The organism is Chryseobacterium sp. MHB01 (assembly GCF_034651565.1).
GTDB lineage: Bacteria > Bacteroidota > Bacteroidia > Flavobacteriales > Weeksellaceae > Chryseobacterium > Chryseobacterium nepalense.
In genome coordinates this window covers 144,937-163,354 of sequence record NZ_JAYEDA010000002.1, presented here as the reverse complement: position 1 = coordinate 163,354, position 18,418 = coordinate 144,937, and the positions used below count along the sequence as shown (strand labels likewise).

The window sequence follows — 18,418 nt, the reverse complement described above, 5'->3', positions numbered from 1 at the left end:
CTTTCTGAATGAGCCATTATGATTTAGATTCTTCATTAAAATCTTGATGATTACATTTAATAAAGTAAAGAATCGGTGCAAAAAATGCCGGTTCTTTTTTATTTTAGCAGAATGAAAATACAAATCATCAGTGATCTGCATCAGGAATTTGGAGTAACCGATTTATCTTTTGATAATTGCGATGTAGTAATACTGGCGGGAGATGTAAATCTGGGAACCAAAGGAATTGATTGGATTAAAAGCTACATTCGTGACAGGCCTGTAATCTACGTGCTCGGAAATCATGAATATTACAAAGGATCCCATCCTAAAACTTTAAATAAAATAAAAGAAGCGGCCGCGAAATCCAATATTTTTGTCTTGGAAGATGAAAGTATTGATATTGAAGGTATTCGTTTTCACGGAGCAACTTTATGGACAGATTTTTCAGTATTCGGAGATCCCAGATATTACGGTTTTCTGTGTCAGAACGGAATGAACGACTATAAAATGATCCGTCGAGATCCTTCTTATTCAAAAATAAGATCAATTGATATTTATAAAATCCATCAGTTTTCAAAAGCATGGCTGAAAGAAAGTCTGGAAAATTCTAAAAAATTACAAAATATAGTCATTACCCACCATGCTCCAAGCCTTCAATCGGTGCCCGAACATTTTAAAAAGAAGCCTCTAACTTCTGCCTATGCTTCGGATCTTGAGCGTTTAATTCTGGAATATCAACCTTTATACTGGATCCATGGGCATATTCATACGCCCTGCAGGTATAAAATAGGAGAAACCGAGGTTATTTGTAATCCACACGGTTATATCACGGAAAAGTACAACGGATACGAGAAGGAACTGATTATAGAAGCTTAAAATTTTAATTAAAAGTATCTTTGATAATCTCATTTGATACTATTAAATAATAAAAATGCCCGGATAAATTCCGGGCATTCACGTTTTAGAAATATAAATAAGGTAAAACTACTTTAAAGTAAACTTCACTTTGGTTTTAATAGCATCGGAAGCATTACCGATTAAAGCCTCAAAATCTCCCGGTTCTGCTACCCAGTCGTGTTTATCGGCATCGAAGAAGCTTAATGCTGTTTTGTCGATGGTAAAGGTTACTTCTTTTTCCTCTCCCGGGTTCAGGAATACCTTTTCAAAACCTTTCAGTTCTTTAGCAGGACGCTGAACAGATGATTTCAGATCGCTGATGTACAACTGTGCCACTTCGGCACCCGCTTTTTTTCCTGTATTTTTAACCGTTACCGTGAAAGTAATTTTGTCATCCTGTGCCATTGTTTTTTTATCCGCTTTTGCTTTTCCGAATTCAAAAGTCGTGTAGCTTAAGCCATGTCCGAAACTGAATAAAGGTTTGATCTTTTTCGTATCGTGCCATCTGTATCCTACCAGAATACCTTCGTTGTATTTGATATTGATCGGGTTTTTCTGGTCTTTTCCTTTTCCTGCAGCCAATTCTTCCTTATTCCCCGGATATTCTCCCATCTGATGTGCTGCATTATCTTCCAGTTTTACAGGAAATGTAAACGGCAGTTTTCCGGAAGGGTTCGCATCACCAGCTAAAACTGCGGCTAAAGAATTTCCGGCTTCAGAACCAAGATACCACGCCTGAACAATTGTCGGAACATCCTTTACCCACGGCATTGCCACGGCATTTCCGGAAACCAGAACTACGGCAAGATTTTTATTGGCTTTTGCCAGCGCAGAAATCACTTGATCCTGATTGTATGGCAGTCCGTAGCTTTTTCTGTCATTTCCTTCACTGTCCTGGAAATCAGCTTTATTCAGTCCACCAACGAAAATTACGTAATCAGAAGATTTTGCCAGTGCTACAGCTTCTTCCAGAAGAGCTTCTGGAGACCTGTCTTCCTTCAGGTTTTGTCCGGACTTTACCCCGTTGTATTCACCGCCGATATCTCCTACATAGCCTCTTGCATACTGCACATCTGTCTGTTTCCCGAATCTCGCTTTAATTCCTTCCAAAGGAAGCGTTTCATATTTTACTTTCAGGGAAGATGAACCTCCTCCTACGGTCATTATCTTGATGGCATTTTCACCAATAACGGCAATTTTTTTAGCTTTATTGATGTCAATCGGAAGAACATTTCCCTGATTTTTAAGCAATACAATTCCCTCTTCACCGATTTCTTTAGCAACGGCTTTATGTTCTTCAGAAGCAATATTCCCGAAAGGTTTATTCCTGTTCATGGTGGTTTTATAGGCAAGACGTAAAAGTCTGGTCACTTTATCGTCAAGCTCTTTTGTTCCAACTTTTCCTTCTTTAATCAATTTTAAATAAGGCTGGGCCAGATAATAATTATCATAAGCATTGGAATGCCCGTCCGATAAACCGTTGGTCCAGCTTCCAAACTCCAGGTCAAGGCCGTTGTGAATCGCCTGTTCGGTATTGTTTACCGCACCCCAGTCTGAAACAACCACACCTTTATAATTCCATTCTTTTTTAAGGATGTCATTCAGAAGATATTGGTTTTGGCTGGCGTACTGTCCTTTGTACATATCATAAGCTCCCATAATTGTCCAGGAGTCTCCTTCGGTTACAGCTGCTTTAAAAGGGGGTAGATAAATTTCATATAATGTCCTGTCATCTATGATCACATTGCTGGTATGACGGAACATTTCCTGATTGTTCAGGGCGTAATGCTTCACGGAAGTTGCTACACCGTTCGACTGCACACCTTTAATATAAGGCACCACCATTTTTGAGGTTAAAAAAGGATCTTCTCCCATATACTCGAAATTTCTTCCGTTGAGTGGCGTTCTGTAAATGTTGACACCAGGTCCCAAAAGAATGTCTTTTTTTCTATAGCGGGCTTCTTCACCCAATGCTTTACCGTAATTCCACGACATGTTTTTGTTCCACGTTGCGGAAAGTGCTGTTAAGGCAGGGTAGGCGATGATTGAATCATTGGTCCAGCCGGCCTGATCCCATTCGTCCCATTTTACTTCAGAACGCACGCCGTGAGGGCCGTCGGTTGTCCAGAATTCAGGAATTCCCAGTCTTGGTACTCCGGGAGAGCTGAACTTGGACTGTGCATGAAGCATCGCAATTTTTTCTTCAAGCGTCATTTTGGACAGAGCATCCTGAATACGCTGTTCAACAGGTTTCGATTCGTCTAAATAAACGGGAATGGTATTATTTTGAGCCATATACGAAGCAGAAATAAAAGTAAATAAACTTACAATGGCGGTTTTCTTTAACATAAAAAGCCTTTTTAGATTAAAAACAAAAATAGGAATTTTTTTTATTATCTCAAATTGAGAAAATGTAATTTCGTGAAATTGGTTATTTCTCACCATTCACTTAAAGAAAACAAAAAAGCATCATTCCGTTGTATAGAATGATGCCGCAAAAATATATAAATAACAAAAATCTCTTAGCAATAACTAATTTCTGTGAAATGCATTAATATTAAACTTTTATCATATTTAGTTCCAGCCTTTAACGGCACCACCTTTAAAAATTTCTTCTGCTTTTTTTTCTACCTCATCAGATTCGTAAGCTTTTACAAACTTCTTCACTTTTTCAGAATTTTTATTATCCTCTCGTGAAACAATCACATTCACATAAGGCGAATTTTTATCTTCCTTTAAAATTCCCTGCTTTTCTGCATCCAGTCCGGCCTGTGCTGCAAAATTATTGTTAATGATCGCCAGTACAACTTCCTTATCATCCAATACTCTCGGTAGCTGTGGTGCTTCAATTTCGATAATTTTCAACTGCTTCGGATTATCAGTAATATCAGTGACTTTTGGTAATAAACCGATTCCGTCTCTCAGTTTTAGCAAACCATTTTTTTGTAACAGCAATAAAGAGCGGCCGCCGTTGGTTGGATCGTTCGGAATAACAACCGTACTTCCATTCTGCAGCTCGCTGATGTTTTTTATTTTTTTGGAATAGGCAACGATCGGGTAGACAAATGTATTTCCCACTACGGCAAGTTTATACCCTCTCTGTTTGGACTGCTCACTCAGATACGGGACATGCTGAAAAGCATTGGCGTCGATATCCCCGTTGTTCAGGGCTTCATTGGGAATGACATAATCGTTGAAGGCAACCAGCTCCACATCAAGGTTGTATTTTTCTTTGGCCACTTTTCTGGCAGTTTCCGCAATTTCCTGTTCCGGTCCGGAGGTAATACCTACTTTAATCGAATTGGGATTGTCTTTCCCGGAATTGCAGGCTGACAGTAATAATCCAACAGTTATCAGTCCTAAAATCTTTATTTTTTTCATTGTAAATTATTTTCTTTTTTAAATGGTAAGAAAGCGAAAATCACGGAACGGTATTAATCTCAGGATGCCCCGGAAATTCGCCTTTTACCATCAGTGACAAAGTTTTGCAATGCCACCACACTATTTCACATTCACATTATATTATCTTAAATTTGAAGGACAATTATTATCCTTTTATCGATGATCAAACCGTTTAGCCAGTCGGTCACCAGAAAATTGGATGATAAATACAATCGCTACCAATAAGGTAAGTACAAGGTTCATAATGACCGCATCATAGCCGATATAGCCGTACTGATAGCCGATCTGTCCGAGTCCTCCAGCTCCCACCGCTCCACCCATTGCAGAATAACCCACTAACGTTATCAAAGTGATTGTTGCGTTGTTGATTAAAGAAGGCAGTGCTTCCGGGAGGAGAATTTTCCTGATGATCTGAAACGGGCTTGCTCCCAATGCTCTGGCGGTTTCTATTAATCCGGCAGGAACTTCCAGCAAGCTGTTTTCAACCAGTCTTGCAATAAATGGTGCTGCCCCGATACTCAACGGAACCAATGCTGCATTAACACCAATAGATGTTCCTACCAGACTTCTGGTGAAAGGAATCATCCAGACAATCAGAATAATAAAGGGGATTGAACGGAAGATATTGACGAGCACCGATAAGATTCTGTTATAAATCCTGTTTTCCAAAAGCTGTCCTTTTCTAGTCAGAAATAATAAAATCCCAACCGGCAGTCCCAAAACAAACCCAAAAAATCCTGAAACAAATGTCATGAAAACCGTCTCCCAAACTCCTTTTGAAAGGAGCGTAATTATCGTGTCACTAAGCATAACCTCTTACTCTGTTTTGGATTTTATTCTGGTTTAAATAATAAATGGCCTGCTGATTTTCTTCTTCATCACCCTGGAGTTGTAGAAGAAGTCTACCAAAATTTGTGTCTCCCAGATATTCTACGTCTGCCTTTAAAACTTTATAAGGAATCTTATATTTATCGTATACAATGGAAAGAAGTGCTTCAACAGAAATATCTTCATTCACTTCTACTTCTATAAGGGGAAAAAGCCCGTCCTGCGGTTCTTTCTGCAGTTTTTTACTGAGTTCCTGCGGTATATTCATAACACCTGAGTTTAAAAATTTTTTGATGATGGGATGATCTTTTTGTGTAATAATTTCACCTAAAGTTCCTTTGGTAATAAGTTTTCCTTTGTCTATAACAGCGACATGGTCGCAAATCGTCCGTATGACTTCCATTTCGTGGGTAATCAAGAGAATGGTAATGCCGAGCCTCTGATTAATATCTCTTAGCAGCTGCAGGATTGACCATGTTGTTGCGGGATCCAGTGCACTGGTCGCTTCATCACAGAGCAGGAGATAAGGGTCATTGGCAAGTGCTCTGGCAATAGCTACTCTTTGTTTCTGACCTCCCGAAAGGCTTTTAGGATAATCATTGGCCTTATCTTCAAGTCCTACAATACTTAGAAGCTCATTAACTTTTTTACTGATTGCTTCTTTTTTTACGCCATCAAGTTCCAGCGGTAAAGCAATATTTTCAGAAACAGTTCTTGATGAAAGAAGGTTGAAATGCTGGAAAATCATTCCTATTTTTTTTCTTTCCTTTGCCAGCTCCCTGGATTTTAACCGGGTAAAATCTTTTCCGTTAATGATGATTTCACCTTTATCCGGTTTTTCAAGCAGATTTACCGTTCTGATCAGCGTGCTTTTCCCCGCACCGGAAAACCCTATAATTCCTACAATATCGCCTTTTTGTATATTCAGGCTGATTTGGTCCAGTGCCTTAAAAGACTGATTTTTCTGATGGAAGGTTTTTGATATATTTTTTATCTCTATCATAATTACTATGCTTCATTAAACAAAAAAAGGCTCTACAACGTGGTAAAGCCTTTAAAATATGTCATATAAAAGTAAGGTCAGTCACCACAATGCTCTATTTCAGGCATACAGCAATACTTCATCATTATTCTGATGGTATGCTTGATGATGAAAATATTTTTCAAACCGGTATTCATTGTTTTTATCTTCTGATTACGGTTGCAAATATAAAGTATAAATCTTTATTAGTCCACTAAAAATGTAGACTTTTTATAAAATTAATTATAATCTTCTGATTTTTAGATAATTATTTTTTTTGTTATTATTAACTTTAAACAATTCGATATTTATTTAAAAATAATTGTATAAATCCGAATGCCGATAATATCATTTATTAAACTAGTTAAATGTGCAGGATTTTATAAGCTCATACATTTGTCATATAAAATTAAACAACATGAACAATAGAATTTTAGGGCTGCACCATATCACTGCGATTGCAGACAACGCCAAAAGAAATTTAGATTTTTACACTCAGGTACTGGGAGTAAGACTGGTAAAAAAAACCGTCAATTTTGATGATCCCGGAACCTACCACTTTTATTTCGGAAATGAAGAAGGAACACCCGGAACTATTCTGACCTTCTTCCCGTGGGAAGGAATAGGAAAAGGAACAAACGGAGCGGGATTGGCCACGCACATCGGCTATTCAATTCCCAAAGGAAGTATTGATTTCTGGAAAAACAGACTGCAACAGTTTAATGTAAATGCGGAAGAGGGAGAAATATTCGGTGAAAAACTGATTTCATTTAAAGATCCGGATGGTTTACAGCTGCAGTTTATCGAATCTTCCACAGACGAAAGAAAAGTCTGGACAACAGAAGACATCAAAGAAGAAAATGCTTTGAAAGGATTTCACAATATAACGCTTTCATTAAAAAAAGCAGAACCCACCATAAAAGTTTTAACGGATATCTTCGGATATGATCTCCAGAAACAGGAAGGTGAAAGATACCGTTTTGCTACAGATGCAGTTGAAACTGCCAACCGGGTTAATATTATTGAAAATGATAAATTGTTATTGGGAAGGAATGCGGCAGGAACCAATCACCATGTTGCTTTCAGAGTGAAAGATGATAATGTGTTGATGGAATTCCGTGAAAAAGTCCTTTCCGCAGGTTTGAATATCACTCCGAAAATCGACAGAGATTATTTTTATTCACTGTATTTCCGTGAACCAGGTGGTGTTTTATTCGAAATTGCTACCGATAATCCGGGATTCACAGTAGATGAACCTTTGAACGAGTTGGGAACAAGCTTAAAACTTCCTAAACAGCACGAGGGTTTACGTGAAAAAATAGAAGAGGCATTGCCGAAGTTATCATAGGTCATCAGCCATTTTCAGCAAACGCAGTAATTTAGCAATTAGCAATAAGCAATAAGCAATTAACCAACAACCAACAAACATTATGGAAACAACGAAAGTAGTTTTAGGAAACGTAAGAGGTGAAATACAGCTTTTTTCAGACGATAACAAAGTCGGAAAAATGGATATTTCAGTAATGGGAAACAAATTGACCGTTTATCACACTGAAGTCAGCGAAGAATATGCCGGAAAAGGTTTTGCCAAAATATTATTGGATAAGCTGGTTTCGTATGCAAGAGAAAATGATCTTAAAATCGTACCGTTGTGTCCGTATGTTCATGCCCAGTTCAAAAGAAATCAGGAATTGTACAACGATGTCTGGCTAAAAGAAGAATAATTATTTAACCTTAACCTTAATCTCAACAACCATGAAACTGATCACAGGACTTCATCACGTTACAGCCATCACAGGCGACACACAGGAAAATATAGACTTTTATACCGGAGTATTAGGACTTCGGCTGGTTAAAACAACGGTTAATTTTGATTATTCCGATGTATACCATTTTTATTTCGGGGACGAATTCGGAACTCCGGGAACGATTATGACGACTTTTCCCTACGGAAAGGGACTGGTAAATGGAAGGCACGGAAAAGGTATGCTGAATACAACAGCGTTTTCCATATCCATGGATGCACTGGATTACTGGATGAATCGCCTGAATCAGTTTAATATCCCTTTCAAGCAGCCTCAGCAAAGATTCTCAGGTGAAGTATTTATTTATCTTGAAGATTTTGATGGACTCGGACTGGAATTGGTTTTTAATGATAAGGATGATCGTAAACGATACAACAATCATTTTATCCCAAAAGATTTTGCCATTAAAGGAATTCACCATGTGGAAATATGGCTGGATGCTTATGAAAGAACTGCAGCGCTGCTCACAACCCAGATGAATCATCAGCTTATTGCGGAAAGTTCAGACAGGTTCAGATACGCCGCGGAAGATGCCCCGGGAAAATATGTAGATCTTGTATGCACCCCGAATGCTTTGAAAGGACTTGCCGGAAGAGGAACGGTTCATCACGTTGCCTTCGCTACGCCAGATGCACAAACACAGCTTGAGATGATTGAAAAACTCAATAAATTCGGATTGGAACATACTGAAGTGAAAGACCGTAAATATTTCACTTCAGTATATTTCAAAGAACCGGGTGGTGTTTTGTTTGAAATTGCTACTTCAGGTCCGGGATTTGATGTGGATGAGGAACTCGCTTCATTAGGTGAACATTTAAACCTTCCTCTGCAGTTTGAAGAAAAAAGAGAACATTTAGTAGAAGTTCTTCCGAAATTTAATTATCCAACAGAAAAATACAGATAAGTCATGGCTCATATTTTAGATATAAAAACAGCAGGAAAACCATTGAACGAAGCAGAAAAAGTGTTGATCATGATTCATGGAAGAGGTGGAAGCGCACAGGATATTTTGAGTTTATCGCAATATTTGAATGTGAAAGATTATGCATTGCTGGCTCCTCAGGCCACAAAAGGAAGCTGGTATCCGTTTTCCTTCATCGCTCCGGTGGAACAGAATGAGCCGTGGCTCTCTTCAGCCATTGAAAACATAGGCAAAACCGTAGAAAAAGCTTTAGCTGAGGGTATAGAACCGGAAAATATCTACTTCTTCGGATTTTCACAGGGAGCCTGTCTTACGCTGGAGTTTTTAGCAAGAAATGCACAGAAATTCGGAGGGGCGGCAGCCATTATCGGTGGAGTAATTGGTGAAAAGATCAACAGGGAAAATTACAAAGGAGATTTTGCACAAACTCCCATTTTCCTCGGAACCAGCAATCCGGATTTTCATGTACCGGTAGAAAGGGTATATGCAACGGCTAATATTCTCCGGGAAATGAATGCTGATGTTACCGAAAAAGTCTATCAGAATTTCGGACATTCTATCAATCAGGAAGAAATTGAACTTGCAAATTCATTGATTTTTGTTTAAATAATAGATAAAGTTATTATACTCTTTTATTTTAAATTGAAACATCATGAAAATCACAAGAATATTTAGTGATGAAGAAGGCGAATCTTATTTTGAAGATCTTGAAATTCCTTTAATTGACCAAGGTGAAATAGGATATTTATCCGAGAATTTTGAAGTTAAAAAATTACAGTTCAGAAAAGTTTCCGCAGATTACAATTACGATTTCCATCATGCCCCGCAGAAGCAATTCATTGTGCTTTTGAATGGAGGTGTTGAAATAGAAACCTCACTCGGAGAGCTTCGTCGGTTTCAGACCGGCGAAATTCTCCTGGTAGAAGACACAGTAGGAAAAGGTCATAAAACCAGAAACCTGGAAAAGAAGGAAAGAACGTCATTATTCATACATTTGTAAGAAAAAGACCGTAAGATAATAGACGGATAGAGGATAAAAGAAAAATTGTTTAAAATATGTTGAGATTCTTCCAGAATGAGACAGTTAGATAATACAATCTGTGAAACTGTAAGCAAAGCAATGAAGGTTCTTTTAGAAATGACTTAGGAAACTGAAGCGTAAAGAAAATTACTTTTGCGAACGTAAAGAAAATTCTACTGTCCGAAGCGCGACAAAAATATAAAACCGAAGAACCAATAGTGAACTCGCGCAAGTTTTAGAATTTTTAGCGTAAGGTTCCAGTCTTGAACTTTTGTTTCTTTTGTTTCAAGACAAAAGAAATGTAATTAAAAGAAGTTGAGATTCTTTCAGGATGACACAGTCACATAATACACTCTGTCATCCTGAACGCGAACCAGTCGAAAGATTTTTATTCACAATAATATAAAAACGACCGAGGAAACTGAAGCGTAAAGAAAATTACTTTTGCGAACGTAAAGAAAATTCTACTGTCCGAAGCGCGACAAAAATATAGAACCGAAGAACCAATAGTGAACTCGCGCAAGTTTTAGAATTTTTAGAGAGCAAAAGGAATTTTTAGCGTAAGGTTCCAGTCTTGAACTTTTGTTTCTTTTGTTTTAAGACAAAAGAAAAAATAACAGATAATAATTCTTTGTTTCAAGACAAAAGAAAATGTAATTAAAAGAAGTTGAGATTCTTCCAGAATGAGACAGTTAGATAATACAATCTGTGAAACTGTAAGCAAAGCAATGAAGGTTCTTTTAGAAATGACTTAGGAAGCTGAAGCGTAAAGAAAATTACTTTTGCGAACGTAAAGAAAATTCTACTGTCCGAAGCGCGACAAAAATATAAAACCGAAGAACCAATAGTGAACTCGCGCAAGTTTTAGAATTTTTAGAGAGTAAAAGAAATTTTTAGCGTAAGGTTCCAGTCTTGAACTTTTGTTTCTTTTGTTTCAAGACAAAAGAAATGTAATTAAAAGAAGTGAGATTCTTTCAGGATGACACAGTCACATAATACACTCTGTCATCCTGAACGCGAAGCAGTCGAAGGATCTTTATTCACAATAATATAAAAACGACCGAGGAAGCTGAAGCGTAAAGAAAATTAATTTTGCGAACGTAAAGAAAATTCTACTGTTCGAAGCGCGACGAAATATAGAACCGAAGAACCAATAGTGAACTCGCGCAAGTTTTAGAATTTTTAGAGAGTAAAAGAAATTTTTAGCGTAAGGTTCCAGTCTTGAACTTTTGTTTCTTTTGTTTTAAGACAAAAGAAATTAATATATAGAAAAATAAAAACCATGCACGAACAACTACTCCTTATACTAGGCCTACTCCTAATCGTCATGCTACTCGTGATGCTGGCGCAACGTATAAAAATTGCCTATCCCATATTTCTGGTATTGGCAGGATTGGGCATCAGCTTTATTCCCGGCGTTCCTGTGCTAAGGCTGGATCCGGAAATCATATTCCTGATTTTCCTTCCGCCGCTTCTGTATGAAGCAGCCTGGTACACTTCATGGAACGACTTCTGGAAATGGAAAAGAACGATCGGACTGTTAGCTTTCGGTTTGGTTTTTTTAACATCCCTGGTTGTGGCATTTGCTTCACAGGCTTTAATTCCGGGTTTTACCCTGGCATTGGGTTTCTTATTGGGCGGTATTGTTTCTCCTCCGGATGCCGTTGCGGCAACTACTGTTTTAAAAGGGCTGAAAGTTCCCAAACGCACCATCGCCATATTGGAAGGAGAAAGTCTTATTAATGATGCTTCGTCACTTATTGTTTTCAGGTTTGCCCTCGCTGCGGTTATGACGGGTGTATTTTCTATGCAGGAAGCGACCGGGCAGTTTTTTCTTGTAGCAGGAATGGGCGTAGTGGTAGGAATTGCCGGGGCGCATGTTTTCTATGCCATTCATCGGTTTCTGCCTACAACTCCTGCTATTGATGCGGCGCTAACGGTAATTACGCCCTATATTTTATTTCTTTCTGCAGAACATTTTCATTTTTCAGGTGTTATGGCGGTGGTGAGCGGCGGATTATTCATGTCGTTCCGTGCCCATGAAATATTTAAAACCGGAACAACCAGAGTCAACATGCTGGGAGTCTGGAATACCCTTATTTTCGTGATGAATGCATTGGTGTTTGTTCTGATAGGTCTTGAACTGCCGGATATTATCCACGGATTGGGAGAAACCTCTTTAGCGGAAGGCATAAAATACGGTCTTATCATCAGTGCTATTGTTATTGTGGTAAGAATGCTATGGATCTATCCCGTAGCCCATATCCCGAGATGGCTCAGTAAAAATATACGAAAAGATCCGACGCCGGGATGGAAAAATCCACTGATCATCGGTTGGGCAGGAATGCGTGGCGTTGTTTCGCTGGCAACAGCACTTTCAATTCCGGTAATGATGAATGGACAGGCGGAATTTCCCATGAGAAATCTGATTCTTTTCATCACATTTGTTGTCATTTTTGTGACACTGGTGTTTCAGGGGCTTACGCTTCCTTTAATTATCAGGCTGATTAGAATTGAAGAAATAGATATCATTCAGCCCTCCCATGAGCAACAGGCGGGAATTCAGATCAGGCTTGATAAACTGGCGCTTAACACACTTCAGGAAAAATATCAAAAGAATATTAATCGAAACAATCTTGTTGAAAACTTTAAAAATACCATAGAAAATGACATTAAGCTCCATAAGAACCATTTAAGTTCCATTGAAATGTGCACCAACAGGCAGAATGATCTTAGAGAATATCATGAAATCATGCTGGATATTTTTGCGCTGCAACGGAAAGAGCTGTTTACTATGAAAAGAGAAAAGCTATACAGTGATGATGAAATCCGGAAAGCAGAATCACAGCTGGATTTAAATGAATTAAAGATCACGGGAAGCAAGCATTTGTAGAGTAAATCGAAGGTTGAGGTTAAGGTTTAGATTAAGAAGATCCTATAACTTCAGTCTGACAATATTGTAGCAGATCTCCGTGTGCTCTTATAAGTGAACGGCTTTGTGAACCTTAAAATAGAAAGTATTAAAAAGAATCTTAGTCCCTTAGTGTTCAAACCAACATAAAATAAACAATCAAAAATGAATACCTTACACTTCTTAGTCATCGGTAAAAATCAGGAGATCCTTGATACCCTGAAAAGAGTCATTGAAAACAATGAAGGCTGGAAAGCAACCATCCAAATGGATGAGAATACATGCTATAATACCATCAGAAATACGAATGTAGATATTGTTCTTTTGAGTTCCGGACTGGAAGAACAATTTGAGAAAGACATCAAAACCTTTTGTGAAAATCTGGATAAAAATGTAAAAGTTATTGAGCATTATGGTGGAGGAAGCGGATTATTAAAGAACGAAGTTTACACACTTTTTCCTAATTTGCAGCCATAAACTGCAACTATGTCTGAAAACATCATCGGAAACGTAACAAGATTCATTAACCTTGAGCCTAAAGAAGAACAATTTTTCACCGGTTTGCTTACCCTGCAGACCTTTCCCAAAAAGACAATCCTGCTTCGTGAAGGAGAAATCTGTCAATTTGAGGGATACATCCAGAAAGGGTGTGTAAGAGTATATTATCTTGATGACAATGGCTTTGAAGTGACCATCCTGTTTGCCATAGAAGACTGGTGGATCAGTGATATTGCTTCCTTTCAGGATCAGAAACCATCTAATTTATACATAGAAACCCTGGAGGATTCGGAAATTTATATGCTGAATCCGGCAGCTAAAGAAAAACTATTATCCGAAATCCCAAAATTTGAAAGGGTTTTCAGAATGCTTGTGCAAAGAAATCTTTCCACGCTCCAGCACCGTCTGGTCAATACTATTTCCAAAAGTGCTTCAGACCGGTACCTGGAATTTATAAAAGTTTATCCGTCCATTCCGCAAAGAGTGGCACAATACTATATTGCTTCCTATCTAGGCGTTTCCAAAGAATTTGTAAGCACCATCCGAAAACGCCTCGCTTCCAAGCAAAAATAATTTTCAAAATCAAGATCCGCACAATTCCCCTCCTAAGGAGGGGTGGCAAAAATTTGCAGAATTTTTGATGGGGTGGTTTTATCACCCAATTATTTTCATGGTTAATGGTTTGACACACAGTCATTCTGAGCGCGAAGCAGTCGAAGAACCCCTTAAAACCGACCTGGGAAACTGAAGCGTAAAGAAAATTACTTTTGCGAACGTAAAGAAAATTCTACTGTCCGAAGCGCGACAGAAAGGTCGAACCGAAGAACCAATAGTGAACTCGCGCAAGTTTTGGGATTTTTAGAGAATAAAAATATTTTTTAGTATTCAGGTTCCAGTCTTGAATTTCTGTTTCTTTTTGTTTGACTACGTCGAATCTTCGATTTCAAGACAAAAGAAAATAATCAAATGCAGGTTAAGATTCTTTCAGAATGACAAATTCATGTAATACACTCTGTCATTCTGAGCGCGAAGCCGCGAAGAATCTCCAAATATCACACTATCAATCGACCTAGGAACCTGAAGCGTAAAGAAAAATAATTTAATGAACGTAAAGAAAATCCCACTGTCTGAGTGCGACAGCAATAATAAACCGAAGAACCAATAGTGAACTCGCACGAGTTTTGGGATTTTTAGAGAATAAAAATATTTTTTAGCATTCAGGTTCTAGTCTTGAATTTTTGTTTCTTTTGTTTCAAGACAAAAGAAAATAATCACATTTATTAAACTAGTTAAATGCACAGCAAAACCCGTCAACCTAACTTTGTCCTATCAAAACAAATAAATACACACCAGATATGGACAGAAAAGATTTTTTAAAAAAAGGATTATTGGGAACGGGAATGTTCGTGGCATCAGCATCATTGGGCAATACCATGAAAAATGAGATCGATGAGATCGAACCGTTGGAACCGATTGGCTACAACCATCTTCCCAATCCAGACTCAAAGATCAAAGACAATTCCGTTATTCATAAAGCAGATACCAGAGGGAAAGCAGACCATGGCTGGCTGGTGAGCAATCACACTTTTAGTTTTGCCAATTACCACAATCCGGAAAGAATGCATTTTGGGGTATTAAGAGTTTTAAATGATGATAAAGTGGAGGCGGGAAGAGGCTTCGGAACACATCCTCACGACAATATGGAGATCATCAGTATTCCACTGGAAGGCGATCTGGAACATAAAGACAGCATGGGAAATTCAGCCATCATCAGAAGTGGTGATATCCAGGTAATGAGTGCGGGAACCGGAATTATGCACAGTGAATTCAATAAAAATAAGGATCAGCTGGTGAAATTTCTCCAGATCTGGGTATATCCGAATAAAAGAAACGTTACCCCGAGATATGACCAGATTACATTAGACAAAACGAAAAGCAGAAATAAATTCCAGCAAATCCTTTCTCCAAATGCCGATGACGAAGGAGTGTGGATTCATCAGGATGCATGGTTTCATTTGGGGAACTTTGAAACCAATACCGAAACCGATTATCAGGTTAAGAAAAAAGGAAACGGTGTTTATGCTTTTATCATTAAAGGAAGTGCAGAAATCGAAGGTCAAAAGCTGGAAGAAAGAGATGGCTTCGGAGTTTGGAATATTAATGAGCTTCACATCAAAGCGACATCCGAAAACACGGAAATTCTTCTCATGGACGTTCCGATGACCATGTAATATAAATTAAATTCATGAACCTGGTTCATAAGTATTGTTGGTGAGCTCTCTTTTTTAAGGGAGCTATTTTTGAATTAATTAATCTTAATAGTCTAAATTTCTTATGCAGTTAAATAATAAGCTTCATCGAATCAACTCGTTGATTAATTATTTGCTCCTTAAATATGCTGGATTATAATTTCAACTTTGCGAAAAAAAATTCTTTTAACAAGAAGTTTAATCTATATTCTCCAATACTATACACACTGCAAATATACTTCTGTTTACTTCAGATTATATTTTTATGCCTGCAAACTATATTTCAGTTCCTGCAAATAATATTCTTACTCCTGTAAATAATATTCTTGCTCCTGCAATTGTAATTGAAGTCCCTGTAAATAATATTCTTGCTACTGTAAACCATATGGTGATTACTGCAAATGCAATATGAACGCCCGCAGAAATACTTCCTGCATTAATACATCCGGAATTCCCAACATTATTTATAATACACGATATAGGAAACACTTTTCTTACCAATGAGCTTAATTGCAAAAGATATCACCCACACGCTCAACCATCAACAAACAACGCTTCATCATCCGCCATCAACAAATTAGCAAAATCCAAAAAAAATCCCGATTTTTGCCCCTCTTCAAAACTCCGAAAAATTCATGAAACTTTGTATTGCCGAAAAACCTAGTGTTGCCAGAGATATCGCCAAAGTATTGGGGGCCACCACTCCCAAACAGGGATATATGGAAGGAAACGGCTATTGTGTGACATGGACTTTCGGGCATCTCTGCACCCTCAAAGAACCTCACGATTACGGTCCGCAGTACAAATCTTGGAATCTTTTTCTGCTGCCCATCATTCCTCACAATTTCGGGATCAAATTAATTCCGAATAAAGGCGTTGAAAACCAGTTTAAAGTGATTGAAAGATTAGTATCCGAATGTGATGAGGTCATCAACTGCGGGGATGCCGGACAGGAGGGAGAACTCATCCAGAGATGGGTACTGCAGAAAGCAAAATGCAACAAACCGATTCAGCGTTTGTGGATCTCGTCCCTAACCGAAGAAGCCATCAAAGAAGGTTTTGCAAGCTTAAAACCTGCCGAAGATTACAAAAATTTATATCTCGCAGGAAATGCAAGGGCTATCGGCGACTGGCTTTTAGGCATCAATGCAACCAGGCTTTTTACCAAAAAATTCGGGGGAAATAAAGCCGTGCTTTCTATCGGAAGGGTTCAGACGCCAACATTGGCGATGCTGGTTCAGCGCCAAAAGGAAATTGATGCCTTTACCGTAGAAGAATACTGGGAACTGAAAACCCGATACAGAGATGTTGTTTTCAATGCCGCCATCGACCGTTTAAAAACGTTAGAACGGGCCGAAAAAGGTCTGGAATATCTAAAAGAAAACCCTTTCGAGATCATTTCTTTCGAAATTAAAGAAGGTAAAGAAAAGAATCCGAGGCTGTTTGACCTTACCGGACTTCAGGTGGAAGCTAACAGAAAATATGGTTATTCCGCAGAAAATACGCTGAATTATATTCAAAGTCTTTACGAAAAAAAGCATGTGACCTATCCTCGTGTAGATACGACCTATTTATCTGAAAGTTTATATCCGAAAATAGAAGGAATTCTGAGAAAAATGTACTTTTATCAGGAACTTGTGGCACCTTTGCTGGAAGCCCCGATTCCGAAATCCAAAACGGTTTTTGATGATACAAAAGTCACAGATCACCACGCCATTATTCCTACCGAAGTTCCACCTTCCCAAAATCTGAGCAGGGAGGAAAAACTGGTGTATGATTTAATTGCGAAACGTTTTATTTCCGTCTTCTATCCCGAATGTAAAATCTCTAATACTTTGGTAGAGGGGAAAGTGGGAACCATTCCTTTCAAAACCAGCGGAAAGCAGATTCTCGAACCGGGATGGAGAGCCGTTTATGCAAAAGAACCGAAAGACGAGTCGGAGAAAGAAAAAGATAAAGAGGAAGAACAGACCATTCCGGAATTTACCGTAGGAGAAATCGGACCTCATGATCCGATGATCCATCAGGGTAAAACTTCGCCGCCAAAACCTTACACCGAGGCAACGCTTCTTCGTGCCATGGAAACAGCCGGAAAACAGGTGGAAGATGATGAGCTCCGAGAATTGCTCAAAAATAATGGGATCGGGAGGCCATCAACCCGCGCTAACATTATCGAAACTCTTTTCAAACGAAAGTATATTGAAAAGAAAAGGAAAAACCTCATCGCTACCCAAACGGGAATTCAGCTGATTGATACTATTGAAGATGAGCTCCTTAAAAGCCCGGAACTTACCGGTGAATGGGAACTTAAACTCCGGAAAATTGAAAAAGGAGAGTATGAAGCCAATCATTTCAAGGAAGAATTGATTCAGATGGTTACTGAGCTTACCGAAAAGGTAGTCTACGGAAAAGGAAAAGTAATCAATCTGGAAGAAGAGAAGGTAGTGAAAGAAAAAAAGAAACGTGAACCAGCCGTAAAAAAAGAACTGCAGTCCTGGGAAGAAACAAAATGCCCCAAATGCAAAGAACATCATCTTATGAAAGGAAAGACAGCGGTAGGGTGTTCAGATTTCAAAAACTGCGGCTTTAAAGTTTCGTTTGAAATTTTTGGTAAAAAAATATCAGACAAGCAGCTGATGGATCTCGTTCTAAAAGGGAAAACTTCAAAACTAAAAGGTTTTACGGCACATCCTGAAAGCCTGACAGAAGGTGTTTTGTCTTTGGATGATAATTTTCAGATCGTTTTAAATTAATGAAGTAAAATGCCTGCTTGCACACATAATGACACTGCAAAATCATGTTTAATAAAACTGTTAGTATTCGCAATGTCATGCTGAGCTCGTCGAAGCATCTGTTCAAAATAATAATTTCAAAAGATATCA

16 protein-coding genes are annotated in these 18,418 nt (G+C 38.3%); 12 read left to right on the top strand and 4 right to left on the bottom strand.

The window, feature by feature from the left end:
- The first annotated feature begins 111 nt into the window (after positions 1-111).
- Entirely contained in the window at positions 112-858 is a 747-nt protein-coding gene (locus U9K52_RS04355; protein WP_322925545.1) for a metallophosphoesterase, read from the top strand.
- Between the two features lie 108 nt (positions 859-966).
- On the opposite strand, the gene U9K52_RS04350 is transcribed toward U9K52_RS04355, so the two are convergent.
- The 4 genes from U9K52_RS04350 to U9K52_RS04335 all read right to left on the bottom strand — a co-directional run bounded on the left by U9K52_RS04350 (position 967) and on the right by U9K52_RS04335 (position 6,112).
- Positions 967-3,228 (bottom strand): glycoside hydrolase family 3 C-terminal domain-containing protein, encoded by a 2,262-nt coding sequence (locus U9K52_RS04350; RefSeq protein WP_322925544.1) that lies wholly within the window; start codon positions 3,226-3,228, stop codon positions 967-969.
- A 225-nt stretch (positions 3,229-3,453) separates the two neighbouring features.
- Positions 3,454-4,260, bottom strand: coding sequence for a methionine ABC transporter substrate-binding lipoprotein MetQ (metQ, locus tag U9K52_RS04345; RefSeq protein WP_263602598.1), 807 nt, complete (start codon positions 4,258-4,260; stop codon positions 3,454-3,456).
- Between the two features lie 174 nt (positions 4,261-4,434).
- Positions 4,435-5,091, bottom strand: coding sequence for a methionine ABC transporter permease MetI (locus U9K52_RS04340; RefSeq protein ID WP_322925543.1), 657 nt, complete (start codon positions 5,089-5,091; stop codon positions 4,435-4,437).
- On the bottom strand, positions 5,084-6,112 hold the full coding sequence (locus U9K52_RS04335; RefSeq protein ID WP_322925542.1) for a methionine ABC transporter ATP-binding protein: 1,029 nt from the start codon (positions 6,110-6,112) through the stop codon (positions 5,084-5,086). The genes U9K52_RS04340 and U9K52_RS04335 overlap by 8 nt, the downstream gene beginning before the upstream one ends.
- Before the next feature lie 436 nt (positions 6,113-6,548).
- Here U9K52_RS04335 and U9K52_RS04330 point away from each other — a divergent pair, with 436 nt between their 5' ends.
- The 11 genes from U9K52_RS04330 to U9K52_RS04280 all read left to right on the top strand — a co-directional run bounded on the left by U9K52_RS04330 (position 6,549) and on the right by U9K52_RS04280 (position 18,289).
- The gene (locus U9K52_RS04330) at positions 6,549-7,478 is read left to right on the top strand and encodes a ring-cleaving dioxygenase (protein WP_322925541.1); all 930 of its coding nucleotides are present in this window, start codon (positions 6,549-6,551) and stop codon (positions 7,476-7,478) included.
- Positions 7,479-7,560: 82 nt separating this feature from the next.
- A complete protein-coding gene (locus U9K52_RS04325; RefSeq protein ID WP_322925540.1) occupies positions 7,561-7,854 on the top strand; it encodes a GNAT family N-acetyltransferase in 294 nt (97 codons plus the stop codon).
- Positions 7,855-7,885: 31 nt separating this feature from the next.
- On the top strand, positions 7,886-8,839 hold the full coding sequence (locus tag U9K52_RS04320) for a VOC family protein (protein WP_322925539.1): 954 nt from the start codon (positions 7,886-7,888) through the stop codon (positions 8,837-8,839).
- Positions 8,840-8,842: 3 nt separating this feature from the next.
- Positions 8,843-9,463 (top strand): alpha/beta hydrolase, encoded by a 621-nt coding sequence (locus U9K52_RS04315; RefSeq protein WP_263602603.1) that lies wholly within the window; start codon positions 8,843-8,845, stop codon positions 9,461-9,463.
- Positions 9,464-9,509: 46 nt separating this feature from the next.
- The gene (locus U9K52_RS04310) at positions 9,510-9,857 is read left to right on the top strand and encodes a hypothetical protein (protein ID WP_322925538.1); all 348 of its coding nucleotides are present in this window, start codon (positions 9,510-9,512) and stop codon (positions 9,855-9,857) included.
- 1,303 nt (positions 9,858-11,160) lie between these two features.
- Complete coding sequence (locus tag U9K52_RS04305) at positions 11,161-12,771, top strand: Na+/H+ antiporter (protein WP_263602605.1); 1,611 nt, start codon at positions 11,161-11,163, stop codon at positions 12,769-12,771.
- Positions 12,772-12,954: 183 nt separating this feature from the next.
- A complete protein-coding gene (locus U9K52_RS04300) occupies positions 12,955-13,266 on the top strand; it encodes a hypothetical protein (protein WP_322925537.1) in 312 nt (103 codons plus the stop codon).
- A gap of 9 nt (positions 13,267-13,275) precedes the next feature.
- Entirely contained in the window at positions 13,276-13,860 is a 585-nt protein-coding gene (locus tag U9K52_RS04295; protein WP_248394170.1) for a Crp/Fnr family transcriptional regulator, read from the top strand.
- Between the two features lie 782 nt (positions 13,861-14,642).
- Complete coding sequence (locus U9K52_RS04290; protein WP_322925536.1) at positions 14,643-15,518, top strand: pirin family protein; 876 nt, start codon at positions 14,643-14,645, stop codon at positions 15,516-15,518.
- 283 nt (positions 15,519-15,801) lie between these two features.
- On the top strand, positions 15,802-15,948 hold the full coding sequence (locus U9K52_RS04285; RefSeq protein WP_263602609.1) for a hypothetical protein: 147 nt from the start codon (positions 15,802-15,804) through the stop codon (positions 15,946-15,948).
- Between the two features lie 223 nt (positions 15,949-16,171).
- A complete protein-coding gene (locus tag U9K52_RS04280; RefSeq protein WP_322925535.1) occupies positions 16,172-18,289 on the top strand; it encodes a DNA topoisomerase 3 in 2,118 nt (705 codons plus the stop codon).
- The last annotated feature ends 129 nt before the right edge of the window (positions 18,290-18,418 follow it).

Bases quoted from the DNA above. Each gene is read 5' to 3' on its own strand.
- U9K52_RS04355 (WP_322925545.1), top strand. From the start codon at position 112: ATGAAAATACAAATCATCAGTGATCTGCATCAGGAATTTGGAGTAACC.
- U9K52_RS04350 (WP_322925544.1), bottom strand. From the start codon at position 3,228: ATGTTAAAGAAAACCGCCATTGTAAGTTTATTTACTTTTATTTCTGCT.
- metQ (WP_263602598.1), bottom strand. From the start codon at position 4,260: ATGAAAAAAATAAAGATTTTAGGACTGATAACTGTTGGATTATTACTG.
- U9K52_RS04340 (WP_322925543.1), bottom strand. From the start codon at position 5,091: ATGCTTAGTGACACGATAATTACGCTCCTTTCAAAAGGAGTTTGGGAG.
- U9K52_RS04335 (WP_322925542.1), bottom strand. From the start codon at position 6,112: ATGATAGAGATAAAAAATATATCAAAAACCTTCCATCAGAAAAATCAG.
- U9K52_RS04330 (WP_322925541.1), top strand. From the start codon at position 6,549: ATGAACAATAGAATTTTAGGGCTGCACCATATCACTGCGATTGCAGAC.
- U9K52_RS04325 (WP_322925540.1), top strand. From the start codon at position 7,561: ATGGAAACAACGAAAGTAGTTTTAGGAAACGTAAGAGGTGAAATACAG.
- U9K52_RS04320 (WP_322925539.1), top strand. From the start codon at position 7,886: ATGAAACTGATCACAGGACTTCATCACGTTACAGCCATCACAGGCGAC.
- U9K52_RS04315 (WP_263602603.1), top strand. From the start codon at position 8,843: ATGGCTCATATTTTAGATATAAAAACAGCAGGAAAACCATTGAACGAA.
- U9K52_RS04310 (WP_322925538.1), top strand. From the start codon at position 9,510: ATGAAAATCACAAGAATATTTAGTGATGAAGAAGGCGAATCTTATTTT.
- U9K52_RS04305 (WP_263602605.1), top strand. From the start codon at position 11,161: ATGCACGAACAACTACTCCTTATACTAGGCCTACTCCTAATCGTCATG.
- U9K52_RS04300 (WP_322925537.1), top strand. From the start codon at position 12,955: ATGAATACCTTACACTTCTTAGTCATCGGTAAAAATCAGGAGATCCTT.
- U9K52_RS04295 (WP_248394170.1), top strand. From the start codon at position 13,276: ATGTCTGAAAACATCATCGGAAACGTAACAAGATTCATTAACCTTGAG.
- U9K52_RS04290 (WP_322925536.1), top strand. From the start codon at position 14,643: ATGGACAGAAAAGATTTTTTAAAAAAAGGATTATTGGGAACGGGAATG.
- U9K52_RS04285 (WP_263602609.1), top strand. From the start codon at position 15,802: ATGCCTGCAAACTATATTTCAGTTCCTGCAAATAATATTCTTACTCCT.
- U9K52_RS04280 (WP_322925535.1), top strand. From the start codon at position 16,172: ATGAAACTTTGTATTGCCGAAAAACCTAGTGTTGCCAGAGATATCGCC.